Source organism: Streptomyces sp. adm13(2018) (assembly GCF_008042145.1).
Classification (GTDB): Bacteria; Actinomycetota; Actinomycetes; order Streptomycetales; family Streptomycetaceae; genus Streptomyces.
In genome coordinates this window covers 3877-10414 of sequence record NZ_RDBH01000022.1, presented here as the reverse complement: position 1 = coordinate 10414, position 6538 = coordinate 3877, and the positions used below count along the sequence as shown (strand labels likewise).

Below are 6538 nucleotides of genomic sequence, written 5' to 3'. Positions count from 1 at the left end.
TTCCGTGTGGGGGACGGGCGGAGGGTGGGAGGATCCCTCCGCCGCGCGGGGCGGTCCCGAACCACCGGAAGGCGAGGACGATGTACGCGATATCCCTGGGGGACGACGGCGCGGAGCTGCGGCCGCTCGAACCGTGGCAGGCGGAGGAGTTCCTGGCGCACATGGACCGCGGACGCGAGTTCATCGGCGCCCGCAACGGCCTGCCCGACGTCGTCACCGACCTGGAGTCCAGCCGGGCGTTCCTCCGGCTCTACGCGGAGAAGGTGGCCGCCGACTCCGGCCGCATCCACGGCATCTGGAGCGAGGGCACCCTCGTCGGCGCGGTCATCCTCCGGCAGCTCGACACCGCGCGCGGCACGGCCGAGGCGGGCTGCTGGCTGGAGCCGGCGGCGGTCGGCAGGGGCCTGGTGACCCGGGCGGCCCGGACGCTGATCGACTGGGCGATCGAGGTGCGGGGGATCCACCGCGTCGAGTGGGTGGTCTCCACCGACAACGCGCCGAGCATCGCGGTGGCCCGCCGCCTCGGCATGAGCAGGGACGCCGTCCTGAGGGCGAGTCACCCGTACCGGGGCCGCCGCCACGACGAGGAGGTCTGGTCGGTCCTCGCCCCGGAGTGGAGAGCGGCGCGGTCCGCGTCGGCGTCCGCGTCCGCGGGGGACGGGGTGGGGGTCACCGCCCCGTCCACCGCCGGGCCCGCGGGGCCTCCGGGATCGACCGCCCCGGGGGAGGGCGGTCGGGCCCGGGCGGCGACCCCGGGGCGGTCGATCCCGGAGGCCCCGCGGGCCCGGCGGTGGACGGGGCGGTGACCCGGCTCCGACCCCGGTCACCGCCCCGTCCGTCCCACCATCGCCGCTCAGCGCGTCAGGCGCCACGCGGGGAGGGCCGACGCGGCGACCGCGACCGCCGCGCACACACCGGCCGTCGCGCCCACCGTCCCCCAGGGGAAGACCGCGACCACCGGGGCGGCGAGCGCGGCGAGACCCGCTCCCAGGGCGCCCAGGACGAGCGCGGTCACCGCCAGGCCCAGCAGGGTGCCGATCGCCACGGCGAGGGCCGCCTCGCCCGTCACCACCCGCAGCACCTGGGTCCGGGTGGCGCCGGCCAGCCGGAGCGAGGCCAGTTCCCCGCCGCGCACCGAGGTCGCCATGAGCAGGGTGTTGGCGAGGCCGATCACCGTGTACACGAGGGCGATGCCGAGGACCAGGACCATGCCCAGCCGGGCCTGCGGGCTGCCGCCGGACGAACGCGCGGCCGCGGCCCACGCGTCGGCCGTCCCGACGGTGCCGCCGCTCGCCTCCAGGGCGCGCACCGCGGCCGTACCGCCACCGCGCGCGTCGATCCGGTCGGTGACGGAGCCGGGGGCGTTCGCCCGGGTGACGTACGGGCCGTTGTCGCCGGTGCCGACCGCGAGGACGGCCGCGATCCGGAGACGCACCGGGCCGGTCCCGTCCGCCCGCCAGACCTCGACGGTCTCGCCGACCCGGCGCCGCTCGAACTCCTCGTTGACGATGATCGACCGGTCGTCGAGGTCCCGCGGATCGCCGTCGACCACGGGCAGCCGGGCGAGGTCGGCGAAGGCCGCCGGGTCGCCGACCGCCCGCGCCCCGTACTTCACGACGGCCGCGTCCCCGTCCCGTACGAAGACGGAGGTCGGCCCGGTGGGGGAGAGGACGGCCCCGGCGGGCGCCGTCACCGGCCGCAGCGACGGTGCCGCCGCCACGTACGCGGCGGTCGTCTGCTCACGCGCCTCGGCGCCCTTCGCGCGGGTGACGCCGGTCGCCGAGCCGAAGAGCGTTCCGGCGAGCGCCACGGTGACGAGGACGGGGGCGGCGACGGCGGCGGTGCGGCGGACCGAGGCGGCGCTGTTCTCCCGTACCAGCGTCCCCACGGCCCCCGGCAGCCGCAGCAGCCGGGCCACCGGGCGGACCAGGACCGGCGAGAGCAGCGCGATGCCGGTGATCAGGAGCATCGGGAGGGTCGTGTACGTCTTCCGCTTGAGCAGCGCGGACGGGTCCGTGGCGTACGTCCAGACGAGGAGTCCGAGCCCGGCAAGCAGCAGCCCCGTACCGAGCAGGGCCCGGCCCGCGGGCAGGGTGTCGGTGTCGACGTCCGCCGAGCGGAGCGCGGCCGTCGGGCCGACCTTCCCGGCCCGACGGGACGCGGCGAGGGCCCCGGCCAGGGCCACCGTCACGCCCGTCCAGAACGCGGCGTGGAACGGCCAGACCGGGCCGCCGACCGTGAACCACGCGGGCGCGAGGCCGCCGTCGACGAGGAGCCGGGCGAGCAGCGGCGCACCGGCCGCGCCGAGCGCGCACCCGGCCGCGGAGGCCAGGACGCCGAGCGCCGCGGCCTCGGCGAGCAGGAGCCGGCGGATCTGTCCCGGGGTGGCTCCGGCGGTCCTCAGCAGGCCGAACTCGCGGCGGCGCAGGGCGACGGCGAAGGCGAACGTGGAGGCGACGACGAAGACGGAGACGAAGGCGGTGACGCCTCCGGCGGTGCCGAGGAGGGCGTTGACGCCGACGAGCGCGTCGGCGTCCCGGTCGTGGTCGGGGTCGGCGCGCCGCCGTTCGTCGCCGGTGAGGACCTGGGCACGATGCCCGACGAGGGCCCTGACCTCGGCGGCCGGGGCGTCGACGCCGACGGCGTCGGGCGCGGCGGAGGCGGAGGCGTTGGCGGGGGCGGGATCCGAGGGACTGCGGTCGCCGGGGGTGACGGTCCAGCGGGCCCGCAGTTCGCGGAGCAGTTCTCTGTCCACAGGCTGTGGACGGTCGAGCCGGTGCGCCACGGACGCCGTGCCGGGGCCGCGCCGCACGTCGAGCGTCAGCCGGTCCTGACCCTGTACGACGACGGGCGAGGAGGCGAACCGCTGCGGAGGGCGCTCGGGCGCGTGGAAGGTCGCGGACAGTCCGAGACCCATGGTGACGAGCAGGCCGACACCGAGGGCGAGGGCGAGGAACCCGCCGAGGAAGGAGGCCCAGCGGGCGCGGAGGCCGGAGAGGACGACGGTCAGCACGTGGGGCTCCCGGGGGTGGTGCTTCCGGCGGTGGTGCTTCCTGTGGTGGCGTTCCCTGCGGTGGTGCCGGTGGTGCCGGTGGTGGCGGTGGTGGCGGTGGTGGCGGTGCGAGCCGGTGTCGGGCCCGCTGCCGAGCCCACCACCGGCGCGCCCGTCTCCAGCGCCGTCATCCGCGCCGCGACCGCCTCGACCGTCGGCCCCGGCAGTTCGCCCGCCACCCGCCCGTCGACCAGGAAGACCACGCGGTCCGCGCGGGCCGCCGCCATCGGGTCGTGGGTGACCATCACGATCGTCTGCCCGTCCCGGTCGACCAGTTCCCGCAGCATGTCGAGCACCTCGCGGCTCGTCGTGGAGTCGAGCGCGCCGGTCGGCTCGTCGCCGAAGAGGACCGCCGGACGGGTGATCAACGCCCGCGCGATCGCCACCCGTTGCTGCTGTCCGCCCGACAACTCGCCGGGCCTGCGCCGCTCGCGCCCCGCGAGCCCGACACGGGCCAGCGCCTCCCCCACCTCCGTACGGGACGGGCGGCGGCCGGCGAGGCGGAGGGGCAGGGCGACGTTCTGTGCGGCCGTGAGGGCGGGCAGCAGGTTGAAGGCCTGGAAGACGAAGCCGATCCGGTCGCGCCGCAGCAGGGTCAGCTGCCGCTCGCTCAGTCCTTCGAGGGCGACCCCGCCGACCTCCACCTGCCCGGAGGTCGGCCGGTCGAGCCCGGCCGCGCACTGGAGCAGGGTGGACTTGCCGGAGCCCGAGGGGCCCATGACGGCGGTGAAGGTCCCGGCGCGGAAGTCGAGGTCGACGCCGTCGAGGGCCCGGACGTCGCGGTGGTGGCGGGTGAGCCGGCGGAGTCGTACGGCGGTGGCGAGGGCGGACGCGGCGGGTGCGGCGCCTGTGGCGGGCGTGGCGGGCGTGGCGGGCATGGCGGGTGCGGCGGGTGCGGCCGGCGGCGACGACCTCGCGGCGGCCCTGGGCGCGGTGTACGCCCGGCGACGACCTCGCGGCGCCCGCACCGCCTTCACGAACACGTCCAGCGCGTCGAGCGGTTCGCGTCCGCCCAGGAGGGTCCGCAGGTCGCTCCGCACCCCCGTGCCGTCCAGGAAGCCGTGGGCGATCGCCGTGTACGTGCTCGTCAGCATCGGCACCTGGAACGGCGCCGCCCCGGACGAGGCGATCGCGGCGCGGGCGTCGGCGAGGGTGCCGGGGGCGTACACCGCGCCCAGGGCCGCCGCGAGGTCGTCGCCGCCGAGGGCGCGCTCGCCGACCAGCTCGTACACCCGGTTCCGGTGGGCGGCCGGGTCCGTCGCGACCGAGACGGCGACGTCGGCGAGGTCCGCGCGGGCGACGGCGGCGAGGCGGCCGCGGCCCAGCGGAGCCGTGATCCGGTGCTCCGCGTCGGGCGCGGCGATCCCGGCCAGGAGCTCGGCGTAGAGGCCGTTGCGGAGGATCGTCCAGTCGAGGACGCGGGAGCCGCGCAGCCGCCGCTCGGTCCACCGGTGGGCGAGCGCGTACGTGAGGTGGTCGCCGTCGCCGGAGAGGCTGGTGTAGACGACGTGCCGCAGGCCCTCGGCCTCCGCGGCCGACAGCGCGGCCTCGTGGCGGGCCACGACCGTGTCGTCCTCGCCGTAGCCCGCGGAGACGAGCAGGAGGGTGTCCACGCCGGCGAAGGCCTCCGGCAGCGTCCCGGGCGCGTCGAAGTCGACCCGGCGGGTGCCGGGGAGCCCGGCGCGCGTGCCGAGGGCGACGTCCGGCCGACCGGCGAGCCGGTCGGCCACGAGTGAGCCGAGAGCTCCGGAGACACCGGTGACGAGCAGCATGCTTCCCCCTGGGAACGTGGTGAGGACGTGGTGGCTGAGACCATCGTGGAGGGACGGGGCGCATCGCGTAAGGAGGCACATCGATGTCCGAGGGGCACACGGAGGTAACCACGGAACCCCTGGTGAGCTGCGCGGAGGACTGCGGGGTGCGGGACGTCCAGGACCGGCTCGGCGACAAGTGGACGGTGCACGTGGTCGTCGAACTCGCGGCGGGGCCGAGGCGGTTCAGGGAGCTCCAGCGGCTCGTCACGGGCATCTCGCAGCGGATGCTGACCCTCACGCTGCGCCGGCTCGAACGCGACGGCCTGGTCTCGCGGACGGTGTACCCGACCACGCCGCCGCAGGTCGAGTACGCCCTGACGGAGACCGGGCACAGCATGACCCACCTGATCAAGCAGCTCGTCGACTGGTCGCTCGATCACCGCTCGGTGATCGCCCGGTCGCGCGAGGCATGGGACGCGAGGACGGCGTGAACACCAGAGATACCGGTGGCACCAGCGGCACGGGTGGCACCAGCGGCGACAGGGGCAGCGGCGGCCCCGGTGACACGATCGGCAGGGCCTTCGAGGCGCTGTACGCGCGGGACGACGTGTCCCTCGACACGGCGGCGTCACTCCTTGCCGCGGACCGGGGCGCCGACGCGGAACTGGAGCGGCGCGGCGAGGAGTTCCTGCGGACCCTGTGGGCCCGGGGCTGGCAGCCCGCCGACCTCGTACGGATCGCCCGCCGTGACCTCTCCGACGAGCACCTCCGGTTCCTGAGCGGCCTGGTCCTGGGCGAGACGGCCCGCTACGAGACGCTGCCGCACCGCTGGCGGGCCCAGCTCGACGAGCTGGACGCGTCGCCCGTGCGGCCGGCGGACCGCTTCTCGTCCGCGACGACGGTCCTGGAGGTGTACCGGCTGCTGGTGCGGCTGCCGCGGCTGGACGCCGTCGGCCCGGTGCCGGGGGAGGCGCTGCCGCCGGCGGCGGCCGGGGAGCCGCGGATGCTGTCCCGGATCCGGGCGCTGCTCGCGAAGGCGGAGGCGACGGGGTACCCGGAGGAGGCGGAGGCGCTCACGGCCAAGGCGCAGGAGCTGATGGCCCGGCACAGCCTGGACGGGGCGACGCTCGCGGCGGGGGCGCCCACCCCGGAGACGCCGGGGGCGATCCGGATCGGGGTGGAGCCGCCGTACGAGCAGGCCAAGGCGATCCTGCTCGACGCGGTGGCGACGGCGAACCACTGCCGGGCCGTGTGGAACGAGGCGTACGGCTTCTCGACGGTGGTCGGCTTCGAGGCCGACCTCGACCCGGTGGAGCTGCTGTACACGTCGCTGCTCGTGCAGGGGACGGCGGCGATGACGCGGGCGGAGGCCGAGCAGCGGGCGGGCGGCCGGAAGCGTACGAAGTCGTTCCGGCAGTCGTTCCTGCTGGCGTACGCGAACCGGCTCGGCGCGCGGCTCGCGGCGACGTCCCGCCGGGTGGAGTCCGAGGCCCCGAGCCTGTTGCCCGCCCTCGCCTCCCGGGACCTGGCGGTCACCACCCGCACGGACGAACTCTTCCCGGAGACCCGCGCCACGCGCGTGCGTGCCGCCTGGGACGAGGAGGGCTGGACCCACGGCGCCTCAGCAGCGGACCGCGCGGGCCTCCACCCGGGACGGCGGGGGGTGGAGGCCCGCGCGGTCCGCTGCTGAGGGACGGCGGGGGGTGGAGGCCCGCGCGGTCCGCTGCTGAGG

4 protein-coding genes and 2 pseudogenes are annotated in these 6538 nt (G+C 76.6%); 3 read left to right on the top strand and 3 right to left on the bottom strand.

Going from position 1 to position 6538, the window contains the following annotated elements:
* Positions 1-80: 80 nt before the first annotated feature.
* A pseudogene (locus EAO70_RS02190) lies at positions 81-635 on the top strand (GNAT family N-acetyltransferase); the annotation flags it as partial.
* Between the two features lie 218 nt (positions 636-853).
* Here the strand turns inward: EAO70_RS02190 and EAO70_RS02185 are convergent.
* From EAO70_RS02185 to EAO70_RS38720, 3 genes and pseudogenes are all read right to left on the bottom strand, one after another.
* On the bottom strand, positions 854-3013 hold the full coding sequence (locus EAO70_RS02185; RefSeq protein WP_148001340.1) for an FtsX-like permease family protein: 2160 nt from the start codon (positions 3011-3013) through the stop codon (positions 854-856).
* On the bottom strand, positions 3007-3930 hold the full coding sequence (locus tag EAO70_RS02175; protein ID WP_261992596.1) for an ABC transporter ATP-binding protein: 924 nt from the start codon (positions 3928-3930) through the stop codon (positions 3007-3009). The genes EAO70_RS02185 and EAO70_RS02175 overlap by 7 nt, the downstream gene beginning before the upstream one ends.
* A 384-nt stretch (positions 3931-4314) precedes the next feature.
* Positions 4315-4824, bottom strand: a pseudogene (locus EAO70_RS38720) (NAD(P)H-binding protein); the annotation flags it as partial.
* An 83-nt stretch (positions 4825-4907) separates the two neighbouring features.
* Between EAO70_RS38720 and EAO70_RS02165 the strand changes: the two are divergent.
* A complete protein-coding gene (locus EAO70_RS02165) occupies positions 4908-5297 on the top strand; it encodes a winged helix-turn-helix transcriptional regulator (protein WP_148001339.1) in 390 nt (129 codons plus the stop codon).
* A gap of 77 nt (positions 5298-5374) precedes the next feature.
* Positions 5375-6496 carry a DUF2786 domain-containing protein gene (locus EAO70_RS02160; RefSeq protein ID WP_261992595.1) on the top strand — a complete coding sequence of 374 codons (1122 nt, stop codon included), beginning with the start codon at positions 5375-5377 and terminating at the stop codon, positions 6494-6496.
* The last annotated feature ends 42 nt before the right edge of the window (positions 6497-6538 follow it).